Annotated in this window: 20 protein-coding genes and 1 riboswitch; of the genes, 18 read left to right on the top strand and 2 right to left on the bottom strand. The window is 34.5% G+C overall.

What is annotated here, in order from left to right; genetic code table 11:
• Positions 1-208: 208 nt before the first annotated feature.
• From ELD05_RS11495 to pulA, 6 genes are all read left to right on the top strand, one after another.
• Positions 209-1129 (top strand): ABC transporter permease, encoded by a 921-nt coding sequence (locus ELD05_RS11495; RefSeq protein WP_127352539.1) that lies wholly within the window; start codon positions 209-211, stop codon positions 1127-1129.
• A gap of 26 nt (positions 1130-1155) precedes the next feature.
• Entirely contained in the window at positions 1156-2034 is an 879-nt protein-coding gene (locus tag ELD05_RS11490; RefSeq protein ID WP_127352538.1) for a carbohydrate ABC transporter permease, read from the top strand.
• Between the two features lie 2 nt (positions 2035-2036).
• Positions 2037-3698 (top strand): ABC transporter substrate-binding protein, encoded by a 1662-nt coding sequence (locus tag ELD05_RS11485; protein WP_241243484.1) that lies wholly within the window; start codon positions 2037-2039, stop codon positions 3696-3698.
• Positions 3699-3919: 221 nt separating this feature from the next.
• Positions 3920-4348 carry an S-layer homology domain-containing protein gene (locus tag ELD05_RS11480; protein WP_127352537.1) on the top strand — a complete coding sequence of 143 codons (429 nt, stop codon included), beginning with the start codon at positions 3920-3922 and terminating at the stop codon, positions 4346-4348.
• Positions 4345-4443 (top strand): S-layer homology domain-containing protein, encoded by a 99-nt coding sequence (locus tag ELD05_RS15070; RefSeq protein ID WP_127352536.1) that lies wholly within the window; start codon positions 4345-4347, stop codon positions 4441-4443. The genes ELD05_RS11480 and ELD05_RS15070 overlap by 4 nt, the downstream gene beginning before the upstream one ends.
• Before the next feature lie 292 nt (positions 4444-4735).
• Positions 4736-8146: a type I pullulanase gene (gene pulA, locus ELD05_RS11470; protein WP_127352535.1), complete on the top strand. Its 3411-nt coding sequence runs from the start codon at positions 4736-4738 to the stop codon at positions 8144-8146.
• Between the two features lie 31 nt (positions 8147-8177).
• On the opposite strand, the gene ELD05_RS11465 is transcribed toward pulA, so the two are convergent.
• Together ELD05_RS11465 and ELD05_RS11460 are read right to left on the bottom strand one after the other, a co-directional pair.
• Entirely contained in the window at positions 8178-8882 is a 705-nt protein-coding gene (locus ELD05_RS11465; RefSeq protein ID WP_127352534.1) for an endonuclease III domain-containing protein, read from the bottom strand.
• A gap of 10 nt (positions 8883-8892) precedes the next feature.
• A complete protein-coding gene (locus ELD05_RS11460; protein ID WP_127352533.1) occupies positions 8893-9555 on the bottom strand; it encodes a hypothetical protein in 663 nt (220 codons plus the stop codon).
• A 302-nt stretch (positions 9556-9857) separates the two neighbouring features.
• On the opposite strand from ELD05_RS11460, the gene ELD05_RS11455 reads away from it, so the two are divergent.
• The 12 genes from ELD05_RS11455 to ELD05_RS11405 all read left to right on the top strand — a co-directional run bounded on the left by ELD05_RS11455 (position 9858) and on the right by ELD05_RS11405 (position 25032).
• On the top strand, positions 9858-11171 hold the full coding sequence (locus ELD05_RS11455; RefSeq protein ID WP_127352532.1) for an extracellular solute-binding protein: 1314 nt from the start codon (positions 9858-9860) through the stop codon (positions 11169-11171).
• Complete coding sequence (locus tag ELD05_RS14155; RefSeq protein ID WP_206516885.1) at positions 11161-11298, top strand: hypothetical protein; 138 nt, start codon at positions 11161-11163, stop codon at positions 11296-11298. The genes ELD05_RS11455 and ELD05_RS14155 overlap by 11 nt, the downstream gene beginning before the upstream one ends.
• The gene (locus ELD05_RS11450) at positions 11291-12181 is read left to right on the top strand and encodes a carbohydrate ABC transporter permease (protein ID WP_127352531.1); all 891 of its coding nucleotides are present in this window, start codon (positions 11291-11293) and stop codon (positions 12179-12181) included. Before ELD05_RS14155 ends, ELD05_RS11450 begins: the two co-directional genes overlap by 8 nt.
• 45 nt (positions 12182-12226) lie before the next feature.
• Complete coding sequence (locus tag ELD05_RS11445) at positions 12227-13054, top strand: carbohydrate ABC transporter permease (RefSeq protein ID WP_127352530.1); 828 nt, start codon at positions 12227-12229, stop codon at positions 13052-13054.
• An 85-nt stretch (positions 13055-13139) separates the two neighbouring features.
• On the top strand, positions 13140-14339 hold the full coding sequence (locus ELD05_RS11440; protein WP_127352529.1) for an ROK family transcriptional regulator: 1200 nt from the start codon (positions 13140-13142) through the stop codon (positions 14337-14339).
• 28 nt (positions 14340-14367) lie between these two features.
• Positions 14368-16428 carry an endo-1,4-beta-xylanase gene (locus ELD05_RS11435; RefSeq protein WP_127352528.1) on the top strand — a complete coding sequence of 687 codons (2061 nt, stop codon included), beginning with the start codon at positions 14368-14370 and terminating at the stop codon, positions 16426-16428.
• Between the two features lie 59 nt (positions 16429-16487).
• Positions 16488-16562: riboswitch (Fluoride riboswitch) on the top strand.
• Between the two features lie 81 nt (positions 16563-16643).
• Positions 16644-17270, top strand: a complete 627-nt coding sequence (locus ELD05_RS11430; protein WP_241243700.1) for a DUF6062 family protein — start codon at positions 16644-16646, stop codon at positions 17268-17270.
• A 39-nt stretch (positions 17271-17309) separates the two neighbouring features.
• The gene (locus ELD05_RS11425; protein ID WP_127352526.1) at positions 17310-19076 is read left to right on the top strand and encodes a dynamin family protein; all 1767 of its coding nucleotides are present in this window, start codon (positions 17310-17312) and stop codon (positions 19074-19076) included.
• A 185-nt stretch (positions 19077-19261) separates the two neighbouring features.
• Positions 19262-21676 carry a hypothetical protein gene (locus ELD05_RS11420; RefSeq protein ID WP_127352525.1) on the top strand — a complete coding sequence of 805 codons (2415 nt, stop codon included), beginning with the start codon at positions 19262-19264 and terminating at the stop codon, positions 21674-21676.
• Positions 21677-21678: 2 nt separating this feature from the next.
• Entirely contained in the window at positions 21679-22611 is a 933-nt protein-coding gene (locus ELD05_RS11415; RefSeq protein ID WP_127352524.1) for an ABC transporter ATP-binding protein, read from the top strand.
• A gap of 31 nt (positions 22612-22642) precedes the next feature.
• Positions 22643-23542: an ABC transporter permease gene (locus ELD05_RS11410; RefSeq protein WP_127352523.1), complete on the top strand. Its 900-nt coding sequence runs from the start codon at positions 22643-22645 to the stop codon at positions 23540-23542.
• Positions 23543-23544: 2 nt separating this feature from the next.
• Positions 23545-25032, top strand: a complete 1488-nt coding sequence (locus ELD05_RS11405; RefSeq protein WP_127352522.1) for a hypothetical protein — start codon at positions 23545-23547, stop codon at positions 25030-25032.
• Position 25033: the final 1 nt, after the last annotated feature.

Raw genomic sequence — 25033 nt, 5'->3', positions numbered from 1 at the left:
GACCAATAAAAATTGAACAAAAATGGAAGCTGTGCCTCTGGTCTTATAAAGCATAGCTTCCATTTTTTTTGTTGCATTTTAATCATCTTAATTTTACAAAGAAAATATTAATTTTGTCCCATATGAAAATCTAATTGACCTTTTATAATAAGAATTAGAAAAACTCAATTGAAGAATTTGTTCAAACAAGACAAAAGGAGTGGCGAAATTGCAAAAAAACGGATTTTGGCAAGAAATCAAAAAGAACAAAGTTTTATATTTGATGTTTTTACCAGTCGGAATTTACTATATTTTATTTGCTTACATACCGATGGGTGGAATAATCTTAGCGTTTAAAGAATTTAACTACAGGGACGGCATACTGTTTAGCCCATGGAATGGATTTAAGAACTTTGAGTATTTTTTCTCATCGGGAAGAGCATGGCTTGTCACAAAAAATACTATTCTTTATAATTTGGCTTTTTTAGCTGCTTATACAGTCTTTTCAGTGGCGTGCGCTATTGCTATTGCTGAGCTTGCCGGAAAGATTTACAAAAAGTTTATACAATCTGTAATGTTTTTGCCATACTTTGTATCGTGGGTTGTTGTTTCTGCAATGATGTACAACTTCTTCAACTATGACTATGGTCTTATTAACACAGTAATTAAGAATTTTGGAGGCCAGCCAATAGATATCTATTCAAATCCGATTTATTGGTATTTTCTCCTACCAATGCTATATGTTTGGAAATGGGTTGGTTATGGAAGTGTGCTTTATTTAGCAGCGATAATGGGGTTTGATGAAGAGTGTTATGAAGCTGCTATAATTGATGGAGCAAACATATTCCAAAGAATATTTTATATAACAATTCCAATGTTAAAACCTACTATGATAATCTTGATTTTACTTGCACTGGGTAGAATTTTGCGTGGCGAGTTTGACATGTTCTACCAGATAATAGGGAACAATGGTCTTCTTCTTGACTATACAGACATCATCGACACATTGGTGTTCAGAAGCCTCATGCAAGTTCAAGACATCGGCATGGCATCAGCTGCGGGTGCATATCAATCTGTGCTTTGCTTTGTAATTATTATGGTTGTTAACTGGCTTGTAAGAAGATACGATAAAGACTATGCACTGTTCTAAACTTTATGCTAAAAGGGGCGATAACGTTGAGAAAAGGCAAAGATTATATACTATTTAACATAATTGGATATATATTTATCACCATAATTGGAATGTTTACATTTATACCTTTTGTAGTTCTTGTTGTGAGTTCTTTTGCTTCTGAAAACTATATTATCAATCACGGTTATACACTAATTCCAGGAGAGTTTTCGCTTAATGCCTACAAACTGATCTTCCAAAATCCTCAGAGAATAATAAGAGCTTATATAATAACAATTATAGTTACAGCAGTTGGTACAAGCTTATCTCTTTTCTTATCAACAATGGCTGCATATGTTATGTATAGAAAAGACGTAAAATACAGAAACGCTTTGGCTTTTTTCCTTTACTTTACAACACTTTTTAACGGCGGTCTTGCACCTTACTACATTATTCTTGCAAATTACTATCATCTTAAGAACAACGTACTGGTTTTAATATTAGTACCACTTTTCAATGTATTTTACATTTTGATTTTGCGAAACTTTATACGAGGTTCTATTCCAGATTCATTAATTGAGTCAGCAAAGATTGACGGAGCAGGAGACTTTACAATATTTCTAAGGATAGTATTGCCACTTTCAAAACCAGCTTTAGCATCCATTGGACTTTTCATTGCACTAAACTATTGGAACGACTGGTGGACGCCTATGATGTTCATTGAAAAACAAAATCTATACCCACTTCAGTATACATTGTATCTAATTTTATCCAGCGTGAATGTTGCTGCTAATATCCTTCAAAATGTTGTTCGAATAGACATGCCAAAAGAGACATTAAAGCTTGCCATGACTGTTGTTGCAACAGGGCCTATAATCTTCTTGTATCCTTTTGTCCAAAGATACTTTGTACGTGGTATAACTCTTGGTGCAGTAAAGGGTTAAAAATGGTATCAACAGGTGCTTTTAAAAAAGTGCCTGTTGGTATAGATTCAAAAAAACTTGGGGAGGTTGTATTAGGTATGAGGAAAAATTTGAAAGCCTTAGCACTTGCTTTGACAGTGTGTTTTGTTCTCTCAACAGTGTTAGTTTCGATGTTTGTCCCTGGATTTAGTGCACAGTCAAAAGCAAAAAGAACTGCCCCGGGATTTGACCCAAGTATTGATGTTTCAAAACCTGTTAAAATTGTTGGATATCTTTTGGGTGATGCACCAGCTGAGTTTCCAAATGTTATGAAAGAGCTTAACAAAAAGCTTCAAAAAGACATCAATGCTACAATGGAGATTAACTACATTGGCTGGGGCGATTTGAACTACAAATATCCTCTCATTTTGGCATCAGGCGAAGATGTTGACTGGATTTACGCAGCAAACTGGTGCTTCTATTTCCAAGAGGCAGCAAAGGGTGCTTTTAAAGAACTTACAATGAGCATGATTAAAAAATATATGCCAAGACACTACAAGGCAACACCTTCTGCTGCTTGGCAAGAGGCAAAAGTAAAAGGCAAGATTTATATGATTCCAACTGCAACACCTGACAGAAAAGCTGATGTTGTTATTATCAGAGGCGATTTGAGACAAAAATATAAGCTGCCACCAATCAAAAAATACAATGATATTGAACCATACCTTGCTGCAATAAAGAAAAATGAAAAAACAATGATGCCGATGAACTTGGACAACCAATATGACCTAAATTCTGTAATGTGGAGATTATTAGTAGAAAAGACAGACTACTTAGAAGATGTTGCAAGAGTTTCAACAGGTGGAACAGGTCTTTTCACAACCATATACGACACCAAACCAAAAGTTTACTATATAATGGACAAAGAAATACTTCCTGCTTTCAAAGAAGCAGCAAAAAAGGTAAAGTCATGGTATGACAAAGGATACATCAACAGAAATGCATATGCTAACAAAGTAAGAAGCAAAGACGCTTTTGACCAAGGAAAGTCTGCAGTTGCGTTTGGAAATAGCCAAGATATACAGTCTAATCTTGCAAATGCAAAGCAAAAGGGTTGGAAGGTTGAGGTTATCCCCATATTTGATAAGAGAGGCCACAGACCAGCAGACCCATACATCAACAATGGTGTTGCTCTGGTTGCAAAGACAAAAAATGCTGAAAGAACACTTATGGCACTTGACTTGATTATGGAAGAAAAGTCATATAACTATCTTGTTTACTTTGGCATTCAGGGTAAAAACTATATCATCAAAAATAACAAGATTGATTTGCCAAAAGGTGTTACAGCTGAAAATAACACATATCCCCCTGATGCGGCAGGATTCTGGTTTACAAACAAAGACCAGTTCTTACCACTTGCAAGCTGGGATGATAACTACATTGCTCTCAGAAATACAATCAAGAAGGCGCTTGTAAGCTCACCACTATCCTCATTCTCACTTGACCAGACAAAGGTCAAGACAGAGATTGCAAACCTTAACAGTGTTATGACCCAGTACTACAACCCAATCTGCTTAGGTATGGTAAAGAATGTAGACCAGGCATTTGCAACACTTGACAAGAAACTCAAGGCAGCAGGTGTTGACAAGGTAAAAGCTGAGGCACTGAGGCAGCTAACTCAGTACTTTAAGGAGAGGAACCAATAGTAGGGCTACCATCATGGAGCAAAAAGAGGCTACCAGCAAGGCATGTTCTTTGCTGCTGGTAGCCTCTGAATTAATATATAGGATTTTGATGAACAAATGGTTTAAAGTTTGATTAATTTGACATCAATTATAAGAGAAATGGCCATTAAAATGCAAGTGTTTTTTATTTCGCATCTTTATAAAATTAGAATAAAAAGAGGTGAAAATTTATTATTAAGAGAATGTGTTCATTTCTTCTTGCCTTGATTTTTATTATTTCTTTTGTATATCTTCTACTTCCTGTAAAGGTGTTTGCCGATAACTTAGTTCAGATTAAAAAGCAAATAAATATAAAAGTTGACCCCATTGGAACTAAAGATTTAAAAACTGAGGTAGCTTCGAATTTTATAGTTGTAAAACCAAATAACCAATATTATAAAGAGATTGGAATTGCGAAAAGTCTTGGTGTTGCTAAGGGAAGAGGGAATAAGTTAAGACCGGGAGACTATTTAACAAGACAGGATATGTTTGTATTGACAAAAAGAGCATTAGAAATTGCTCAAGAGCCGCTTAGCAAAGCTGATACTGAAGTTATTACAAAATTTGCTGATGCAAATAAGGTTTCAGATTATGCTAAAAATAGCACTGCAATATTAATTGCTAATGTTTGATAAAAGGTGATGGGAAGAATATAAATCCTCAGAAGAACACAACACGTGCAGAAGCCGCTCAACTGATTTATAGAGTCTTTTTCAAGTTAGAGTAAAAATGTCTATAAATTGTATATCAACGAAGTCCCTACTTGCAGGAAGCAGGTAGGGATTTGTTTTTGTATTTTTTTCACAAGTTTCTGTAAAAAAAATATTCAATATGCAGCATATTGACAATTTTAATTAAAAATTATATAATCAAAACAAAAGCTAAGCAAACATTTGCATAATCTCTAAGACTAATTAAAATTCAGTTATTATTGGTTCAGTTTGACTTGAAGGTTTTTTATCTTAGTTTTTACCTTTGTTTTTTTATCAATTAATACAGTTTGAAGGAGGTCTATATTTATGATTAAAATTAATTTAAGCAAACGTTTGACAGCACTATTAATTACTTTGACGTTTTTAGTATCAATTGTTTTGCCACTTTCAACTCTTGCTGCAAGTGAAAAGACCACATTAATTATTCACTACTACCGTTATAATGAAGACTATCAGGGCTGGAACCTCTGGATTTGGCCTGTTGAGCCGGTTGGGGCAGAAGGGAAAGCGTATGAGTTTACTTCTAAAGATGACTTTGGTGTGAAAGCAGTTGTAGAGCTTCCTGGCAAAATAACTAAAGTGGGTATTATCGTAAGAAAGGGCAATTGGGAAGCAAAAGATGTTGCATTTGACAGATTCATCTCTAACATCAACGGAACAAAAGAGGTTTGGCTAATTGAAGGAGAAGAGCAAATCTACACATCCCAGCCTCAAAAAACTCCTAAGATGACAGCTTTCATTGATGGACTTAATACAATCGTTGTAAAGCTTGCGAAGAAAGCAGATATTCTTCCAAATAACAAAACTCAAGGGTTCAAAGTTACGGCATTTTATGAAGAAATTCCTATCAAAAAAGTTGAGCCAGTTTTGCCCAAGATAAATAAGAATTTTAAGCCAGAAGAAGCAGGGTATGAGCTCATTGATGGCGGCACAAAAGTGAGATTTATCTTAAAACCAGGTGCAGGTGATTTTAAGTTCACAGATACAACTGGTAAACTTGATGTATACGTATCAGGAACTATGAACGACTGGGGCGGAACAGCTTCTCCAGAAGGAAAATATAAACCACTTCCTGAATGGAAAATGACATGGAATGCGCAGAAAGGGTACTATGAGCTTGTAAAAGAACTTGGCAAAGACGGCGTTGTAATTGGTGCTAAGTTCAAGTTCACATCATGGGATGGTACATCTGCAAAGTGGTACCCAGATGGAATGGGAAATGACAAAGTAATTGAGGAACTTTACACAGGAAATGAGAAGATAACAAAAGTTGACACTTTCAAGATTACAACTGAAGAGGAACTTGAGCCACAGGTTCCATATGTTATTTCTAAAGATGGTTTTAAATCTGCAATTGCTCAGGCAAGAGACATATTGGACAATCCAAAATATTATTACAAAGGAAATGACCTTGGGCTTGTGTATACAAAGAGTTATTCTACATTTAGACTTTGGGCGCCAACTGCAATAGCAGTTATTTTAAGACTTTATGACGATTACAAAACCACAAAATACAAAGAGTATGAAATGGAGCAGTCTGTGAACGGTACTTGGTACCTTAAGATAAAAGGTGATTTGAAAGGAAAGTACTATCAGTACGAAGTTTGGCATGCATCAAATTCTTTAACTGATGACTCAATCAGAAAATATGTTGTACCAGATCCATATTCAAGAGCAACCTCTGCGAACTCTGAAAGAACTTTAATTTTTGACCCCAAAGATACAAATCCAGTTGGTTGGGAAAAAGATACATTTATAAAGCTTGAAAACCAAGAAGATGCAATAATTTATGAGACGCATGTTAGAGACTTTACAATAGATGCTTCAAGTGGAATAAGGCCAGAGTTTAGAGGCAAGTACTTAGGCTTTACTCAAACAGGTACAAAAGGACCAAATGGCGTGAAAACAGGTATTGACCATTTGAAAGAGCTTGGTATAACCCATGTACATCTGCTTCCAACATATGACTTTGGTTCGGTTGATGAGACAAATCCTGACAAAAGCTATAACTGGGGATATGATCCTGTTTTGTATCAAAATGTTGAAGGTTCATATGCTACAAATCCAAATACAATTGCAAGAATTAAAGAGTACAAACAGATGGTTATGGCTCTGCACAAGGCAGGAATAGGTGTTATTCAAGACGTTGTATTTAACCACACATTCCAGATAGGAGATGCTAAATTCTCAATTTTTGACAAGATAGTGCCGGGATACTTTTACAGAAAAGACAAAGATGGTAACTACTCAAATGCATCTGGTTGTGGCAACGAAGTTGCAACCGAAAAACCAATGGTCAGAAAGTTTATAATTGATACATTGGTGTACCTCACAAAAGAATATCATATAGATGGTTTCAGATTCGACTTAATGGCAGCAATAAACAGGGTTACTATGGCAAAAGCACAAGAAGAAGTAAGAAAAATTAATCCGTCAGCAGTAATTTATGGTGAAGGTTGGATGGCAGGTGCATCACCGCTTGACCCGTCACTTAGAATGGAAATAGGCTCATTCAACCAGGCAGGACTACACATAGGGCTATTTAATGACAGGATTAGAGAGGCTATAAGGGGTAATCTTGACAACGAGTCCAAGGGCTTTATGCAGGGGAACTATTCTTACAGGCTTGAGGACCTGAAAAGAGGTATCCAAGGCGGACTTGGTGACTTTGCAAAAGACCCTGATGAGTGTATTAACTATGTTTCAGCACATGACAACCTAACACTGTGGGACAAACTTCAAAAGAGTGTTCCAAATGAACCAGATTATATCAAAGATAAGATGGGTAGACTTGCAAATGCAATCGTTTTGACAGCACAAGGTGTTCCATTCTTACACGGTGGAGTTGAATTCAACAGAACAAAATATATGAATAACAACTCATACAATGCAGGTGACAAAATAAACAAGTATGACTGGAGCTTAAAAGCAAAATGGATTAATACTTTCAAGTATTATCAAGGTTTGATTACTCTCAGAAAGGCGCATCCTGCATTTAGGATGACAACAGCAGCAGATATTCAAAAGTATTTAACATTTATCCAAACACCAAAAGGAACGTTAGGCTATAGACTGACATATCCAAAAGATACATGGAATGACATTATAGTTGTTTACAACTCAACAAAGAAAGTACAAGAGGTCACACTGCCAGAGGGGAACTGGGTTGTTGTTGCAAATGGAGATGAAGTTGGCACAACACCAATTAAGAATCTTACAAACTTTGTTGCTGGCAAAGCATTGGTTGCACCAATTTCAATGTTTGTTGCATACAAGAGCAATGAATTTCCACAAGGTTTTACTAAGGTAACTGGTAAGGACCCTGTATCATTAGAAAGCTCAAGCACAGTAGCAGTTCCAAAAGTTTATGGTAATGGAAATATTGAAGTCACATTTAAAGTAAAGGTACCAGCTGGGACAGATGATGATGTTATCTATTTGGCAGGTTCGTTTGGAAAAGCTGGACTTTCTGACTGGAATCCAGGAGATAAGGATGGAGCAATAGAACTTGTAAGACTGCAAGACGGAACATATACTGTGACTGTTAAACTTAACGCAGGTGAAACATTCGAATATAAATACACAAGAGGTAGCTGGTCTACAGTCGAGAAAGGTGCAAATAAAGAAGAGATAGAGAACAGAAAACTAACAGTTAAAGATGAAGGCGGCGGGAAGATGACGGTCAACGACACGGTTTTGAACTGGGCTGATAAATGATAATGTTTAGTCTCTAATAGAGGCTGGTACTTTATTTAAAAGTGCCAGCCTCGCACATTTTGTGTAAGCAACACTTTTTGCATTCAGGCTTTTTATTCTTACAAATCTCTTTACAGTGTTTTACAATAAGTGCATGAAACTCGTTGAACAAAGATGTTTGAGGTTCTAAATTTTCCATAATAATAGATTGCAGCTGGTTATATTCAATTTTTTCACTTTCTATCAAGCCAAGCCTGAAAAAAAGCCTTTTTGTATAAGCGTCAACAACAAAAATAGGCTTTTCAGCTCCATAGAGTATTATACTGTCAGCAGTTTCATATCCTATACCTTTTTGTGAGAGCAATTTCTCTCTCAGTTCTGGAATTTCAAGGCTAAAAAGCTTTTGCAAGTCAAAATTAAATTCGTTTTTCAAGAAACTACAAAAATCTTTTAATCTTTTAGCTTTTTGATTGTAATAACCTGTTGGACGAATTAGCTGAGCTAATATTTCGTCAGGAGTTTGCAGAATTCCTTCAATTGACAGAATATTTGCTTTTTTGAGATTTGAAATGGCTTTTTCAACTGAACTCCACGATGTATTTTGAGTCAAGATTGCGCCAACAACCATCTCAAACTTTGTTTCAGCTGGCCACCAGTTTTGAGGGCCCCAAAATTCGTATAGTCTTTGGAATATTTCATATAACTTCCGAGAAAGATTTACATCTTTTGGTCGGAAAGAGCCTTTTTCGGAGTTCATATGTCTATCTTTACTTTTCTCCTTTCTTTATAACAGTAAATTTGTAAACCGATTTTAAAAAGACGTTGAAAAAGTCATTTGAATGTTCACCTTTTATAACAGAGAGCAAGGAATACTCCTCAGGAGTTTTGCTTCTATCTACATAAAGTGTCAAAACAATCATTTCACCTTCGATCATAGAAGAATTTTTTGATTTTTCAATTTCTTCAAGAGGATAGAACATGACAGCTGCATTTATATACTTTGAGGAAAGATCAATTTTTTCAATATAGACATCATATAATCCCTGTTCAAATATGTTGGATTCTAAAATCTGCTGTTTTATAAATCTTATTACTGGATTGTAATATTTCATTTCAGATGGTAAGACCTTGTTTTTGTAATAGATTTTCTGCGATGAAGTCCCATCCGAATTTTTACTGCTAATAATGTAAATGGCATCTGAAACCTTTTCTACCGAGGTACCAGAGTACACAGTTGAATATACATTGCTTGCCTTACTGCCTTTCTTTGGAGTTTCTTTACTAGCTGATGTAATATAATACTGCCTTTGATTGTTTGGAAAAGAAATCTTTTTAGTTTGCTGGGTATTGTCCACAATAGCCCAGATAATATACATAGGAACAAGTAAAAAAGCCAGGATTGTAAAGAGTTTGACTAATGCTTTATTCATTTCATATCAAACCTAAAATAATTTCTTTATATAATTAAATTATAAAGTATTTTTTCAGAAAAATCAGCAGCTAAAAGTAAAGAAGAACCTATAGTAAAAGCTTTCCTCACAAAACTCACAAATATCTTGTTTTAAAATCAGCAATTCGTACAACAATTTTTTTACAAATTAGTACCTCAAATTTTATGGTTTCATGTTTAAAATATGCTAATTTAATAAAAAATCAAGAAGGAAAATTAAAATTTTTGGCGAAGTAATATAATTAGTTTATTTAGTAAACAAACTAAAAAGGAGTGATTGGTGTGAAGAGTTTTAAAAAGTGGGTTGCGTTATGTTTAGTTATTACTTTCACTTTAAGCGTATGCATTATTTCATTGCATTCTGAAAAGGCTTTCAGTAGTTCTGCAACAAGTGGGACAAAGAAGATTGTATTCTGGCACATTCAGACAAACGAAGATGCAAAGAAAGTTATTCAAAAGGCGGTTGACCGCTTTATGGCAGCAAACCCTGGGGTAAAAGTAGAAGTTGTTCCTCTACAAAATGATGCATTCAAGACTAAATTGAAAATTGCAATGGGTGCAAATCAAGCTCCAGATGTTTTCCCCACATGGGGTGGAGGACAGTTTTACGAATACATCAAAAGTGGAAAAGTAAAAGATATAACTGCTTATATGAATGAAAACAACTACAAGAACAGATTTTTAGATGGTGCTATCAGCATGGTAACATTTGATAAAAAAATTTGGGCTGTTCCAGTTGAAAATGTGGCAATAGCAATTGTTCTATATAACAAAGAGATCTTCAAAAAATATTCCCTAAAGGTTCCAACTACTTATGATGAACTATTAAACATTGTTAAAAAACTGAAGGCAAAGGGAATAGCTCCATTTGCTTTAGCGAACAAGACAAAGTGGCCTGGTTCAATGTTTTACATGTATCTTGTTGACAGGTTAGGAGGTCCTTCAGTTTTTGAAAGAGCAGCTACCAGAAAAGGCGGAAGCTTTGAAGACCCTGTATTTATCAAGGCAGGAGAAATGCTACAAGAACTTGTTAAGTTAGGAGCATTTGCAAAAGGCTATAATGGACTTGACTACGACACAGGTCAATCAAGAATGCTTTTATATGCAGGCAAAGCTGCTATGGAGCTCATGGGTTCATGGGAGATTTCTGTTATAAAGAGTGAAAATAAAAAGTTCTATGATAACAATTTAGATTTCTTCCCATTCCCGGCAATCAAGGGTGGTAAAGGCGATCCAAACAATGTTGTTGGTACATTGGGTGACAACTTCTACGCTATTTCAAGTAGGTGTAAATATCCAAAAGAGGCATTTAAAATGATTCAGTACTTGATTGATGACCAGTCTGTAAAGGAAAGAATTCAGATTGGAAGAATTCCTCCTGTAAAGGGTGTAAAGCTGGATGATCCAAAACTTCAAAAATTAAATAGCATAATAAGTAAAGCGAAACATGTCCAGCTATGGTATGACCAATATCTGCCACCACAATTGGCTGAGGTTCACAAGGATACATGCCAGGCAATGTTTGGACTTACAATGACACCGAAGGCTGCAGCTCAAAAGATGGAAAAGACAGCTAAAGAAGTATTTGGTAAGTAAAAAGGAGGGAAATTCAAGAGGCATTGGTTCCCGCCCGTGGAAGGGAGGGAACCAATGTCGTTTAATAAAAACTGTTTTTCTAATAGTGAAGGGCAGAATACTTGAGGAGGTTTTTGCTGATGACTAAGGCAAAAGACCACAGTATTTCAGAAAAGTTGGGTATAGTTCTATTTTTGCTTCCCACATTAATTTTTATCGGTATTTATATAGTCTATCCAATCATAATGTCTTTTTGGCTAAGTTTTTACGAGTGGGATGGAATTTCGCCAAAAAAAGAATTTGTGAAATTTAAAAATTGGTCAGCTCTTTTTACTGACAGTGTATTTTGGCATTCGTTAACTAACAATATAAAAATAATAATACTCTCTCTTTTGATTCAGATCCCACTTGCTATTTTAATTGCAATTATAATAGACAGAGGAGGCAAGAAATTTGATATCTTCAAATCTCTCTTTTACTTACCTATGCTAATGTCCTCAGTCGCAATAGGTGTTCTTTTTAAATATGTTTATGACCCTCAATTTGGTTTAATTTCTGCAATTTTAAATCTACTTCACTTAGAGAATTTAGCCAAAGACTGGCTTGGAGACCCTTCAATAGCGCTATACTCTGTAATTGCTGTTATATGTTGGCAGTATATTCCATTTTACATGATATTCTTTATAGCTGCTATATCAAATATTCCTCAGGAGCTTTATGAAGCAGCTAAAATAGATGGTGCAACGCAAACTCAGTATTTTTGGAAGATTGAGATACCTTTACTGCTGCCTTCTATAAAAACAGCGTGTATACTTTCATTAATTGGGTCTTTGAAATATTTCGATTTGATATACGTTATGACAGAAGGTGGACCAGCTGGAGCAACTGAGCTTATGGCAACATACATGTACAAGAATGCTTTTGCTTCATTTAAGATGGGCTATGGTAGTACAATAGCTTCAGCAATGTTCATCATTATAACCACTGCAGGACTTATTGCATACTTTGCAACAAGACAAAAAGAAGCTTAACAATAAAAACCCTAACTGCTCAAAGAAGTAGAGGTGAAGAGAAAAATGGGAATGAGAAAGGAAATAAAAAAGTGGTTTATAGTTTTTTTAATTATATGGGTCTTGATTGCTGACTTGCCGTTTTTGTTTATGGCTTTTACATCTTTCAAAACTCAAATGGATTTGCTCACAGGAGCGGTTTGGGAATTACCGAAGCAGCCAACGTTTAGTAACTACTTGACAGTTTTCAAAGGCAATTTTATTTCATATTTCAAAAATAGTGTCATTGCTGTTTCTTTATCTGTGGTTCTTATTTTGCTTATTTCATCAATGTCTGCCTACGTATTTGCAAGGGCTAAGTTTAAGTTCAATAATGCATTGTACTCTCTTATTATAGCAGGAATGGCAATACCTATTCATGTAACTTTGATTCCTATTTATCTTTTGACTAAGAGAATAGGGGTTTATGACAACATATTCGGTTTGATTGGACCGTATGTGGCATTAAGTCTTCCCATGTCAGTGTTCATCTTAACAGAGTTTATGAGAGAGATTCCTGTTGAATTTGAAGAGGCAGCTAAAATTGATGGATGCAGCTTTTTTAGAATTTACTCTAACATAATTCTTCCACTTTCAAGACCTGCACTCATTACCGTAGCAATCTACAATGGTACCTATTTATGGAATGAATTTATATTTGCTCTTGTGCTGACAAGCAGTCCTTCAAAGAGGACCTTACCTTTGGGAATTTGGGATTTCCAAGGCCAATATGGTTCAGATATCCCTGCTATAATGGCATTCTTGACTTTGTCACTCCTGCCAATGCTAATTGCTTACATTTTAGGCCAAGACAAGATTATAAAAGGTATGATGGCAGGTGCTGTAAAGGGTTAAAATGTTTTAATGAAGAATATTTCATGAACATAAAGTTTTGAGTTATAATAATTTCCAAACACATTTTAAAAAAGGACATGAAGAAATGGGCAATCATACATTACTGAAACAGATTAATAAACTGTTAGTTTTAAAAACTATATTGGATAACAAAACAATCTCAAGAGCAAAGATTTCGAGACTTGTAGATTTAAATAAAGCCACTGTTTCAAATTTGACAGACGAACTTATAAGAGAAGGGTTTGTTATAGAAAAAGGTTATGGTCATTCAAAAGGTGGAAGAAGGCCGGTTTTACTTGAGGTAAATAAAAATGTTGGGCTCATAATTGGGATTGACCTTGGAGTAAACTATATTCACTTGGTTTTAACAAACTTTATTGGCGAGATAGTTTGGGAAAAGAGCGCAAATATTAGACTTGGGGAAACTCAAGAGAGAATCTTAGAAGTTCTTTTTGAATTAATTAGCGAGGCCATAAAAGTGGCTCCGCAGACACAAAAAGGAATTTTGGGCATAGGCATAGGAGTCCCAGGTATTGTTGAAAAAACCTCAGGCACAGTCCTTATTGCTCCTAATCTCCGATGGAAAGATGTGCCTTTGAAAGCAATGGTTGAAGAAAGATTTAATCTACCAGTTTACATTGACAATGAAGCAAACGCAGGTGCTTTGGGTGAAAAGTGGTTTGGCGACTGGGGCGATGTTTCTCACCTTGTATATGTGAGTGTTGGCATAGGAATTGGTGCTGGTATTGTCATTGGCGATGAGATTTACAGAGGTGCAAAAGGATTTGCGGGAGAGGTTGGGCACACAACTATTGATTTTAATGATGACGTATGTAGTTGTGGCAATGTGGGCTGCTTAGAGAATTTCGCTTCAGAAAGGGCACTTTTGAGTCTTATTCAAAAAATGGTTGAAAGTAGCTGGGAAGATGAGTATATAAACAAAAAGAATGTTGATAAATTGGATGCAAGTTACATAATAGATTCTGCAAAACTGGGAAGCAAGGTTGCATTGCACGCTATAAAAGATATTGCTAACAAGCTTGGAATAGGTATTGCAAATTTGGTCAATATATTTAACCCAGATATAGTTATAATAGGTAATAAGGCTTCATTTATGGGTGACTTGTTTTTAGAAGAACTGAGGAGAATTGTCTTCAAAAGGTCATTTATTACACAATACCATCATGTGAGGGTTGAAGTTTCAAGGCTAAAAGACAGAGCTTGCGTTTTAGGTTGTGTTGCAATGGTGATTTCTGATATGCTTTCATTCCCTGATTATGTTTAAAAAACGAACTTTAAAAAGGAGTGTTTATATGGTAGTTAGAAGGTTAAAAAGTCAAAAGTTAGGTTTTATTCTTGCTTTGTTGTTTGTAATAAGTAGTATTGTACCTTTAAAATTTATAACTTATTCATTTGCAGAACAGGCAAGTTCAAAAAAGAAATGCATTGAGTACAACTTTGAAGGCAAAAGTGTCTCTCCATTAGTGAAATATCCTTCCAGTGTAACTCTAAAGATTACAAATTCTGCTCGTGCAGAAGGTCTTTACTCAGTACTGGTATCAGGGAGAAAAAATGTAAGTGATGGAGTTGTAGTTGATATTACAAAGTTTTTAGACTTCTCAAGAGAGTATGAAATTTCTTTTTATGCAATGCAAGCTACAAAAAAGCTTCAAAGAATTTCTGCAACCTTAGAGATTTTAGATTCAAGTGGTAAAAACCAACTTATTGTTGCTGAAAAGGTATTATTGCCAAACATATGGACAAGGGTAAGTGGAAAAATCCAGGCCTATAATTATAAGAAGGCTAAGAAAATTAATTTGATTGTAAATATGCCAACAAGCAAAAGCGATTCTTTTTACATTGACCTGCTTGCAATAAAGGATTTAGAAACCGCTTATATTCTCAAACAGGAGAATTTTGAGAACAAAAATACTGGCGGCTTTTTGCCGGAAGATAAAAACTGCAAACTCACGCTTACAAAGGACAAAGCCTACAGCAGTACTTACAGTCTAAAGATTCAGCCATCACAGAAGAGTAAAAATGGGAAGATTCTCTTTCCGATAAAAGGATTGCTCCAAAAAGGAGGAACATATGATTTTTCGGTGCTTGTTTACCAAGGCAGTTCAAAGCCTGTTAGCTTCTTAGCAGGGATAAAAATAAACGATGGAAAGTCGACAAAAGAGATTGTTTTGACAAAACAGAACGTCACACCTAAAAAGTGGACAGAGCTATTTGCAACTCTTGATCTTGATACCAAGTTTTCTGCAAAGGATGTTAGCTTTTTTGTAAAGCCAGCAGTTGCGGTATCTTATTATGTAGACCTTTATTCCATCGCAGATGAAAATTGGGGGCAGCCTATACCAGATTATAATCTGCCATCACTTTTTGAAAAGTACAAAAACTATTTCAAGATTGGAGTTGCTGTGCCGTATAAAGCTTTGACAAATCCAGTTGATGTAGAAGTCATAAAAAGACATTTTAACAGCATAACACCAGAAAACGAGATGAAACCAGAAAGCCTTCAACCTTATGAAGGTGGTTTTAATTTCAGCATTGCAGATGAATATATAGATTTTTGCAAGAAGAATAATATCTCATTGCGGGGGCACACTCTTGTTTGGCATCAGCAAACTCCAAGCTGGTTCTTTACAAATCCTGAAACAGGTGAAAAACTGACAAATAGTGAGAAGGACAAAAAGATACTGTTAGACAGGTTAAAAAAGCACATTCAAACAGTTGTTGGAAGGTATAAGGGAAAGGTCTATGCATGGGATGTTGTAAATGAAGCAATTGATGAGAATCAGCCAGATGGATATAGAAGAAGCGACTGGTTCAATATCTTAGGGCCAGAGTACATTGAAAAGGCATTTATCTGGGCACATGAAGCAGACCCAAATGCAAAACTTTTCTACAATGATTACAGTACTGAAGATCCATATAAAAGAGAGTTTATATACAAACTTATTAAAAATCTAAAAGCAAAAGGTGTGCCAATTCATGGAGTAGGGCTTCAGTGCCATATTTCACTTGACTGGCCGGATGTAAGTGAAATCGAGGAGACCATAAAGCTTTTTAGCAAGATTCCGGGGCTTGAGATACATTTTACAGAGATTGATATAAGTATTGCAAAGAACATGACAGAAGATGATGATGCGTATACCCGTTACCTTCTAATTGAACAGGCCAAAAAATTAAAAGCAATTTTTGATGTTTTAAAGAAGTACAAAAATGTAGTTACAAGTGTTACCTTTTGGGGGTTGAAAGATGATTACTCATGGCTAAAAGGTGACTATCCACTTCTATTTGACAAGGATTATCAGCCAAAGTTTGCATTTTGGAGCTTGATTGACCCCTCAGTTGTGCCGGAAGAGTAAAAAACTAATTATTGACTAAAATTTCAAAACTTCATATAATAAAAACTGAAAGAAAAAGTGAATATAGAGGCGATGGAGTTCGCCTTAAAATGCCACAGGGAATACCCTGGTTGGCTGATAACTCCTGTCCGTACAAGATGCGGGCAGGAGTTTTTTGCTTTTTTAAAGAGTTTTAAGCTTTTTTAAAGGCTTTGGGGGGATGCACTTTGGATATTGTGTATTTTGAAATGATAGAAAACTTCAAAGAAGATAAGTGTATTGTATGCCATCTTAAAAACAAGGCAATGGATAAGTTTTTTGATGACTTTCTGTATGAATCAGTAAACGATTACAGCTTACGTGACAAAATAAGAAAAGGGGGAATCTGTCCAGAGCATGCAAGAAAGTTAGAGTCGTTTGGAGATGTGCTTGCCCATGCCATTATATATTCGGATTTGCTGAGAAGTTTTAAAAACAACCACCATATTGAAATATTGCCTCGTAAAAGGAAAACTCAAGACCAAAATATGTGCATCTTTTGTGAAAAAGAACAAGGCTTTGAAGATACCTACACAAGAGCGTTTTCTCACTACTTTACAGCACAGTCTCAGTTTAAATCTGCATTTGCAGAAAGAGGTTTCATATGTCAAAGACACCTAAAGCAAGTTTTAGAAAAAATGCCTTCAATGTCAATTCAAAAAGACCTCTTATCGATTGTGAAGCACAAAATTGATGTAATCTTGCATCATCTTGAGAAGATAAAAGAAAAGAACGACTATCGAAACATTCATGAAAGCTATACGCCTGAAGAGGTAAGAGCATGGCACATGGCTGTTGAGTTTGTTGCAGGGTCTAAAGATTAAGTGCATTTGAGCTGACATTTCAAAAGGAGGTGATTTGCGATGAGGGACACAGCGTATGATATCATGCAGGAGAATATTAAAAACTTTTCCCACCAAATTAAAAAGCTATCAGAGGAGATTGATTCAGAATCTATCAAGAGATTGGCAAGTAATATTGAAGGAAAAATCAAAAAAGATGCATTTTACCTTGTTATATTGGGTCAGTTCAAAAGAGGAAAATCTACGCTAATAAATTACATGCTTGGGACAAATTTATTACCAACAGGAGTTCTTCCTTTGACATCAAGTATAACAAAGATTTATTATAGTCCTGAGATTAAAATAGATGTAATTTTTAACAATGGTGTAAAAAAAGAAATTCCAGTTGATGAGCTTGAGCTTTACTGCACAGAAAAAGGGAATCCTAAAAATCAAAAAGGTGTGGATACAATTGAGATAGGGTATCCGTTTGATTTTTTGAATAAGGATGTTGTAATTGTTGACACACCAGGAATTGGTTCTATATATCAACACAACACAGATGTGACATATGAATTTGTAGACAAGGCAGATGCAGTCATATTTGTATTGTCTGTTGACCCACCAATTACTGAAGTTGAAAGACAGTTTCTACTTAAGATTGCCGAAAGTGTAGATAAGATATTCTTTGTAATTAATAAATGTGACTTGACAAATAAAAATGAATTAGAGGAGATAGTAAGTTTTACAAAAAGTGTAATTAAGGATATTACAAAGAAAGAAAATGTAAATATCTTTCCTATTTCAGCAAAAATGGCACTTGAAGGCAAGGTGCAGGATAGCAGAGAAGTTATCAAAAAAAGTGGCATAGAAATTTTTGAAGAGGAACTAAAACGATTTTTAAGAGATGAAAAAGAAAAGGTGCAAGTTTTGAGTAATCTGAAAAGTTTAGATAGCTTTTTAGAAGTTTGCAAAACATTTTTGGAAAGTGATATGAAACTCAAGGTTATGCCATTAAAACAGCTTGAAGAAAATATTGAGAAATTTAATGAGTTTTTGGATAAAGTAAATCAAAACAAGATTGAAATTTATAAGCTATTTAAAATTGAGATGAATGATATTTTACAAAGTTTTGATGACGAGATGGAAAAAATAAAGAGGGAACTTGTAGTTAAGATAACTAAAAAGATAAATGATTATTATCCATCAGTTGCAAGACTTAAAAGAATTGAACAAAAAGAGCAGCTCGAAAAATATCTTGAGAAGGCTATTGTGGAAGAGTTTGAACTGTTAAAAAGTGATCTTGAAAAACAAATTGAAAATAAGTACTCAGCTCTTTTGTCGAGGTATTGTGAGAAAATAAATGAGGTAATAAATAGTATCAAAGACAGAACAAGACAGCTCTTTTCTATTGATATAGAATACTATGAAGGTTTGCAAAGGTTTGTGGCACAAAGCAAATTTACTTACAAAATAGGCTATGAAGTTGGTGCATTAGAGATTGATCCTGTATACTTTACTTATCTTTTGTCCAAAAAACTTGCTCAAAAGATTATTTTAAAGAGAGTACTTGACAGGGTTGAAATTGATGTTGACAGAAACATTGGCAGAATCAGGTATGACTTTCTAAGAAGAATGGAAGAAAGCTTTGAGGCTTTTAAAACTGATATGGAAGACAAAATATCACAGGTTTGTGGCATTATAACCGAGCTTTTGAGAAATTCTAAAGAAGATTTTAATAAGAGCAAAAGTGAGCTGGAAAGGAAAATGCTATATAATCAAAAGGTGTTAGAAAGAGTTACAAAATTGAAAACTGAACTTTCTCAAGTTATTTTTGAATTGAAATAAGACAGAACCAGCTCGGACTTTAATTATTCTTTTTTAATGTATATTTACTCAGTAACTACAGCACATAACATTTTTGATTTTATGTACGTTTAAATTGACAAAAAAGCAAAATTTGATAGAATATATAAAGTAGTAATTTTTGAAAGGGCTTTAAAAATAAACCTGTGCGAAAGGAGATTAAACAGATGAGAAAAAGGCTGGTTGTTGTCTTATTTATTTTTTTGTTTTTACTGATAGGAGAGAGTATTACATATGCTAATAACAGTATAGAAATTACCAATATTGAATATGGAATTGATAACAAAGTAAATTTATACAATTTAATTGAGCTTAAGATAACTTTACAAAACAAAAGTCAAGACTACTTCAAGGGCAAAATTTCTGTTGAATGGTGGGAGCCCAAAAATGACGCATTTGCCACTCCGGTAGCTTCAAGACCAAAGGAAAAAAAGTTTAGTTTTTCAAAGGAATTTGAGCTTGCAGCAAATTCAAAAAAGTCTATTATTCTACCCATGTGTTTTGGCGACATGATATATTCTGCAATATATGTTAAAATTTACAATTCAAAAGGAGATGTGATTTTAAACAAGCAGATAGTCCCGCCTAAGAAAGGATATAATTTGAGCATTGGTCTTCTTTCAGACCAAAAGGATAAAGTAAAATATTTGATAAAGCCATCTCAACAAGCAACAAGCAGTATCACTGTGGTTTTATTGGATAGTTCAAATTTTCCTATAACCTCATCGTTATTAGAGAGATTTGATACCATAATAATTCATAATTATAAAACTTCAAATCTTTCTGCTGATCAATACAGAGCGTTAAAAAATTATATTATTAGAGGTGGCAAGTTAATTATATTCTTGGGAGAAAATTATCAAAAGAATTTGTCAATTTTTAAAGATAACTTTTTAGAAGGGAAAATTATGGGTATTAAAAAGGGAGATATCAGTCTTAATATAGATGAACAACAGGTCAATTATACCTCTGTCGAGGTGGATAAAGAAAATTCAGAAGATATTGTCTTGAATGATACAAGATTTGTGGATTTTGTTTTAAAAGATGGAGAAAAGATAAGTCAGTTACATATTCAGCGAAAGATAATTGGCAATGGCGTTGTGCTGGTAACCTCATTTGACCCATTTGAAATGGACATACCGGCAGAAAAGAGAGATAAATTATTAGGGTTTCTACTACAAAGTTGTTATTCTGAATATTCAAAGTTTTTTCAAGGGATTATTACAAATTCTACCTCTTACTCTTACTCCTTGGGTGTAAGTAACTCAATTTACAATTTAGCAGTAAACGTAAAATGGCCTCAGAATGGTTTGATAATTATTTTGATAGTTATATACATTTTTGTAATTAGCTTTGGGAACTATTTGATACTAAAAAAGTTTAATAGACGTCACCTTACATGGCAATTTATATTGTTTGGAAGTATAGTTTGGACAGGAGTTATATTTGGTGTTGCTAATGTGTATAAAATTAAACAGCCAAGCATTACAGAAACAAACTTTATTGTTTACAACACCGACAGGAAAGGATATATAGCGAATAAGTATTACCAGATTTTTACACCACTTAAGACTAACTTAGAAATTGAAGGTGCTAACAGTCAAAAGATAGAGCCATTGGTCAAATCTTTCAAAGCATTTGTTGTGAACAGGGATTATGCAAATGATTTTGAGTATTATCCATGGGAAAAGATTATCTTTAAAAATGTTCCAGCATTTTCTGTAAAGTTTGTAAGGGACTTAGAAACTTATGAACTTCCCAGTCCTTTAGTTGAGATGAAGTTAAATTTAAAGGATATTTTAAAACCATCTGTAGAGATAGAAAATAAATCAAACTATGAAATTAACCATTTGTTTGTATTTTTGTCTAACAACATGGCTTATGTAGAGAATCTAAAACCCTATGCTAAGGTTGTAAAGTCCTTTTCAAATATAGGCACTGATATTGCAAATGGAATTAGAAACCAGCTTTATAATTTTAACAAGAACAGACAATTAAACTATATGTACATTAATAGGTTAGTAGACCTTTGTATAACATCAATACCAGAAAATAATTATTCAAATTTTTATGCAATAGGTTATATCAGAAATTTCAATGATTCGCAGTTAAAAGTAAATTCTAAATTGGTGAAAACCAGAGGTGAAGCAATTTTCAGAGTTGACATAAAACCAACGTGGCTTGTTGATGGAAAAATGGTTATTCCTTATGGCATTATAGTTCCGGTAATTATTAAAAATACATTCCAAAATTCAACTTCCTATGGACCGGGTGTTCAAGTATCTTATTATGGAAAAGGAGAGATAGAGATAGAGTACAACGTTGCAAGTGTTTTAGAAGATGTTAAAAAGGTCTCGGTCAGAAATGATTCATTGTATGGGAGAAATAATGTAAATGAATTTATTTACAACTTCAAAAGCAAGAAATGGGATAGAGTTGATTTGAGCAAGGCTATCTTAATTTCAGAAAGTGATTTTGGCAAATATCTTTATAGAGGAAAATTACGCATTAAGGTAGTTGGATTTGATAATTCTTCAGTTGCAAGCATTCCTCTTATTTCTGTAGAAGGTGGTGGAAAGTAAAAATGCCGCTTTTGGAGATAGAAGGTTTGACAAAGTTTTATGGGAAGAAAAAGGCTGTTGACAATCTTTCGTTTTCGGTTGAAGAAGGTCAAATATTTGGATTTGTTGGTCCAAATGGTGCTGGAAAAACAACAACAATGAAGATTATGTGCGGGCTTTTAAGAGCAGACGGTGGATGTGTTAAAATTAATGGTATGGACATCTCCAAAAACTTAAGCAAAGTAAAGGCGCTAATTGGTTATATGCCTGACTTTTTTGGTGTGTATGACAATCTTAAAGTGAATGAATATTTAGAATTTTTTGCCCACGCATACCGAATAAAAGGTACAAAAGCTCAGAAAATAACAGATGACCTTCTTGAACTTGTCCGCTTGACAGATAAAAAATATGACTTTGTTGACTCCCTTTCGCGTGGTATGAAACAGAGACTGTGCTTAGCACGATGTCTTATTCACAATCCTTTGCTTCTTGTGCTTGATGAACCGGCTTCTGGAATGGACCCACAGTCAAGAATTGAGATGAAAGAGATATTAAAAAACCTAAAAGATATGGGAAAGACGATTATAATAAGTTCACATATCTTACCAGAGCTTTCTGAACTTTGTACACATGTTGGCATAATAAATCAGGGTAGGATGGTTGCTCAAGGCGATATTGCACAAATTACGATGTTAGCTCATGGAACAAAGAGGATAAAGGTAAGATTTGCAGAGGATTTTGAAGAAGCACTTACAGTATTTAAGGAATTTCCTGCTGTGTCGAATGTTCAGGTAATAGAAAATGGCTACATTTTGAGTTTTGACGGTGATGATAATGATATGTTCTTGCTTATAAAAGGCTTGATTGACAGGGGAGCAAGAGTATGTGAAGTAGGACTTGTTGAAGGCAGTTTGGAAGAGGCGTTTATGAAAGCAATTCAAGAGGTTGAAAACTGAGAATTTTATAGGGTAGAGGAGTGATGAGGTTTTGCAAAAAATAAAAAGATTTTTAAGATCAATATTTGCAAATCCAATTGTTACAAAGGAAATAAAACAAAGAACAAGAAGCATGAAATTTGCTTTGACGCTGGCAGGCTGGCTTTTATTGATAACAGTTTTCAGTTTTATTTTTTTGAAAAACTTTGCCAAGGAGTTTGTTGAGGTTGAAATTTATAAAACTAATGCAATAGGCTTTCAGATATTTTTAATTATCCTTTTAATAGCTTTTTTTGGTATGTTGATGGTTATTTTAACCTCACAGGCGATAGCTAAGGAAAGAGAAAATCAAACTCTTGACATTCTTCTTTCAACTACCATGAGCAACTTTGAAATAGTAATAGGCAAGATGATTGCAGCGGCAGGTGAGGTTATAATTCTATTTTTTGCTACCTTTCCGGTATATGCTTTACTTTATCTTTATGGGCTTATGAAATTTCAAGATATATTGGGCATGTTTGTATATATTTTTGTGTTGATTTTATTTTATGGATCCTTAGGACTTTTAATGTCCACAATACTCAAAAGAAGTATTGGTGCAACAGTAGTGGTAATTGTCTTTGTGGTTGTTGTAGTATTAATAAGTTACATTTCAGTAGTAGCTTTATCAGATGTAATTAGTGCTTTACCATCTCAGCCGCCAAGGAAGGCTGATTTGATAAAACTTTTGCTTACCTCTTTGAGCCCTCTTTTTGCGTTGGTAGAATATATATTTACCCAAATTGGAAGAAGCGACTTGTTTTTTACATATAGTTATAAAGTAAAAGGTTACCAAGTTCACTTTTTGCTTTGTTTGATAGGAACATTTATTAACATAGCTCTAAGTAGTTACTTTTTAAATCCTCTAAGAAGAGGATTTTTCAGAAAAGACACAAGGGCTAAAGGTGTCTGAAAATGAAAGATGGCGGAGATTTGATTTTGGAATTTTTAAAAAGAGTGCAAAAAAGGCAAATGTTTTGCATATTTTTATCTAAGCTCTGGATATTTGTTGTAATTTGTTCTGTGCAGAACTTAATAATAGAGTTTTTGTCAAGAAAAGTGCCAGTGTATTTTAAATGGCATTTTCAAATAGGAATTAGTATATTTCTTTTTCTTGGTTATTTAATTTACATTATTAAAAGCAAACCCTCGCTTGAAAAAACAGCACTCTTGATTGACAGCTTTGGATTTAAAGAGATAATTACAACTTCCTTAGAATTAATTGACAGCTGTGATGAGATTTCTAAGTATGTCAAAAGCTCAGCTGCCCATATAATTAGAAACATAGATTTGAGAAAGGTTATAAAACCACAGCTTGATGTAAGAAAATGGGCAGCTGCTCTATTTGTAGTTTTGTCATTTACAGTAATTCTTAGCATTCCCAATCCGAAGATGAAAGAGGCAGAAAGGCTGCACGTTTTGAATGTTGAGAAGAAAAATGAAATAAATAAAATTGAAGGTGTCAAAAAAGAGGTTTTCAAAAATCTAAAACTAAATGGGTTAGAAAAAAGAAAAATAGATGAAATTATCATGAAGATGAAAAAAGAGATAAAAATTGCAAAGTCCAAAGGTGAAATGAACCTTGCAAAGCAGAAGGCGTGGTTTTTGCTTGAAAATTTGAAAAAGGAAAATTTAAAAGCTTCTGTGCTTGTTTCTGCTGCAACCAGACTTCAAGATTATCTTGCCAAAGGAGAAAGTTTTGGTCAAAAAAGAAATGGGGCTGTTACTTTAAAAAATTCTTCAGCTAAAAACAATGGCAAAGTTTCAAATTCATCTTTATCAAATGGACAAGATACCACTGAAAAAGATAGTTCTAATAATAAAGATTCTGCTCAAGGTTCTCAGACAAAAACAGGGGTAGCAGAAGAGTCTTCTGAGAGAGCATCAATCAGTTCAAGTTCTTCGCAAAATCAGGACAGCTCAAGCAGCAGTGGAGAGCTAAGTAGCACGGGCCAACAAGACAGCAGTAATAATACAGCAAACGGAGGAGGGAGAGGAAATCAACAAGGCAACTCAAGGAATAGTACCGGCGATGGACAGGCTGGCAGCCAGCAGTCAACAGGCAGAGCTGGGCAAGTACAGATGGATAATATAGGAAATGAAAGAGGAGGGCTTGGTGCAGCAATTCCACCGACATCTTCTTTGGTATCACCACCGCAAATTTTTACAAAAAATCTACATGATATAGAGGCTTCAAACCAAGCTGTACTTAATACTGGCAAGGAAAGTGGGAAGCTGGTCCAGAAAGAGGGAGTTGGTGAAAGAGGCCAAAAGCTTAACTTTAACAGTGTTTTTTCAGAGTACAAAAAAGAGGCAAACGAGTATCTTGAAACTGATGAAGTTCCAGCATGGGCAAAAGAGATAACAAAGAGGTATTTTGAAAGCTTAGAAAATTCGAGGTGAG

Origin of the sequence: Caldicellulosiruptor changbaiensis (genome assembly GCF_003999255.1) — a bacterium.
Taxonomy (GTDB): Bacteria; Bacillota; Thermoanaerobacteria; order Caldicellulosiruptorales; family Caldicellulosiruptoraceae; genus Caldicellulosiruptor; species Caldicellulosiruptor changbaiensis.
The sequence above is the reverse complement of the archived record's forward strand: the minus strand, read 5'-3'. Positions and strand labels throughout refer to the sequence as shown.

Bases quoted from the DNA above. Each gene is read 5' to 3' on its own strand.
- ELD05_RS11405 (WP_127352522.1), top strand. From the start codon at position 23,545: ATGAAAGATGGCGGAGATTTGATTTTGGAATTTTTAAAAAGAGTGCAA.
- ELD05_RS11450 (WP_127352531.1), top strand. From the start codon at position 11,291: ATGACTAAGGCAAAAGACCACAGTATTTCAGAAAAGTTGGGTATAGTT.
- ELD05_RS11465 (WP_127352534.1), bottom strand. From the start codon at position 8,882: ATGAACTCCGAAAAAGGCTCTTTCCGACCAAAAGATGTAAATCTTTCT.
- ELD05_RS11415 (WP_127352524.1), top strand. From the start codon at position 21,679: ATGCCGCTTTTGGAGATAGAAGGTTTGACAAAGTTTTATGGGAAGAAA.
- ELD05_RS11420 (WP_127352525.1), top strand. From the start codon at position 19,262: ATGAGAAAAAGGCTGGTTGTTGTCTTATTTATTTTTTTGTTTTTACTG.
- ELD05_RS11445 (WP_127352530.1), top strand. From the start codon at position 12,227: ATGGGAATGAGAAAGGAAATAAAAAAGTGGTTTATAGTTTTTTTAATT.
- pulA (WP_127352535.1), top strand. From the start codon at position 4,736: ATGATTAAAATTAATTTAAGCAAACGTTTGACAGCACTATTAATTACT.
- ELD05_RS11460 (WP_127352533.1), bottom strand. From the start codon at position 9,555: ATGAATAAAGCATTAGTCAAACTCTTTACAATCCTGGCTTTTTTACTT.
- ELD05_RS11440 (WP_127352529.1), top strand. From the start codon at position 13,140: ATGGGCAATCATACATTACTGAAACAGATTAATAAACTGTTAGTTTTA.
- ELD05_RS11425 (WP_127352526.1), top strand. From the start codon at position 17,310: ATGAGGGACACAGCGTATGATATCATGCAGGAGAATATTAAAAACTTT.
- ELD05_RS11435 (WP_127352528.1), top strand. From the start codon at position 14,368: ATGGTAGTTAGAAGGTTAAAAAGTCAAAAGTTAGGTTTTATTCTTGCT.
- ELD05_RS11485 (WP_241243484.1), top strand. From the start codon at position 2,037: ATGGTATCAACAGGTGCTTTTAAAAAAGTGCCTGTTGGTATAGATTCA.
- ELD05_RS11480 (WP_127352537.1), top strand. From the start codon at position 3,920: ATGTGTTCATTTCTTCTTGCCTTGATTTTTATTATTTCTTTTGTATAT.